The 1,719-nt window shown below is 72.5% G+C and carries 2 protein-coding genes; both read right to left on the bottom strand.

Annotated features, from left to right (window positions below; all coding sequences use genetic code 11):
• Window positions 1-1,469: PepSY-associated TM helix domain-containing protein (locus tag AC27VN_RS40695; protein WP_490880394.1), on the bottom strand; the 1,469-nt coding region annotated here is incomplete at its 3' end.
• Window positions 1,470-1,472: 3 nt separating this feature from the next.
• Window positions 1,473-1,719: hypothetical protein (locus tag AC27VN_RS40690; protein ID WP_490880393.1), on the bottom strand; the 247-nt coding region annotated here is incomplete at its 5' end.

Below are 1,719 nucleotides of genomic sequence, written 5' to 3'. Positions count from 1 at the left end.
GCGTCCACGCCCAGCGCATCGGCGCGCAGCCACGACCCCGAGGACGGCAGCAGCCACCCGGCGATGCTGGTCAGCGGCACCGCCAGGGCCGCGGCCGCGGCCAACCAGAGCAGCTCGACCGCACCCCGCGAAACGCCGCGCAGGAAGGCCCAGGCCACGCTGCCCAGGAACACCGCGCGATAGACATGCTCGCGCCACGGCGCCAGCACCTCGCCCTGCCAGGCCCACAGCCACTTCTCGGCCGCCACCGTGAGCGACAGCGCCGCCACGCAGCCCAGCGACACGCCGACCGTGCCCGCGGCCATCCACCGGCTCGAGCGGCGTTGCTCGACGCGTGCCCCGCCGCGCTCGGCGCGCCGGCGCGACTCCACCCACAGCAGGTTGCCCGAATAGAAGAGAAAGGCCCCGGCCAGCCCGAGGAAGAAATAGCCCCAGCGCACCGTGCCGCCGCCATAGGCGCCGAAATGCAGCGCGAAGAAGGCCGAGACCGAGGCCATCCAGCCCGATTGCTGCCCCGCCAGGTACTCGGTGTGCAGCAGCCGGCCGTCGACCGCGCTCGCCAGCACGAACGAACCCTGCGCCTGGCGCGTCATGCAGCACGGCATGTCACCCGCGATCCAGACCGCGGCACCGGCCGTGCCGGCGCCGCGGAAGCGCAACGTGTGCGGCACGAAGCCCTCGGCCTGCGCGCGCACGCGCGCCTCGAGCGCGGACAGCGGCAGCAGCGCGGCCGGCGCGGGATCGGGGCGGATTGCGCTGAAGGGGCCGCTGGCCTTCCAGATCCGCTCGAACCGTGGCTCGCCGTAGACCGCGGCCTTCTGCGCGTCGTAGATCAGGTCGTGCATGCCGAACACCACCGCGCTCAGCGCCATGACCAGATGGAACGGCAGGCTCACGATGCCGATCACGTTGTGCGCGTCGAGCCACATGCGCTTGAGGTTGCGCCCGACGCGCAAGGCGAAGAAGTCCTTCACCAGCGTCGGCCACAGCACGACCACGCCCGAGACGATCGCCAGCGCATAGAGCGCGCTGACGATGGCCATGACCAGCGTGCCGGTCTCGAGGTCGACCGGCAGCGCGACGGTGCGGTGCACCACGTCGATGAACTGGCCGAGGCCAGCTGGCGCGTCAGGTGCGATGCGCAGCGTGCCGTCGGGCGCGAAGCTGGCGCTCCAGCCGCGCTCCTCGCCGCGCGCCTTCCACGCAAGGCGCTCGGGCGCGCCATGGCGCGCCCGATGCAAGGTGAAATCGGCACGCGCATCGGGCCGCGCGGCCAGCGTCTGCGCGATCAGTTCATCGACGCCCGGCGACGGCGCCGCCGCCACGGCGGGCGGCGTGGCCCAGCGGTCGAGCGGGCCCTTGAACATGGTCAGGGCGCCGGCATAGAAGGCGATGAAGAGCGCGAGGCCCGCGACGATGCCGGTCCAGGTGTGGAGCGTCTTGTAGGTGCGAAGGGTGTCGGCGCGCATGGCTCAGCCCGAGAGATGGCGCACGGCGAACAGCATCGCGCCCGCCACGGCGGTGGCGCCACCCAGCCAGGCCCAGGCACGCAGGGCCGAGCGGAACATGAACACCGCCGAGCAGATGCCCAGCCACAGCGGCGGCACGATCCACATGTTGAACTGGTACTTGTTGAGCGGCGCCATGCCGCCCGGCCCGAGCCAGGCGAACAGGCCCGACAGCGCGATCGCGAGCGCGAAGCCGGGCAGCGCGCCCGCG

Source organism: Variovorax sp. 20P10.2.4 (genome assembly GCF_058244205.1).
This window is presented reverse-complemented; position numbering and strand designations above follow the sequence as displayed.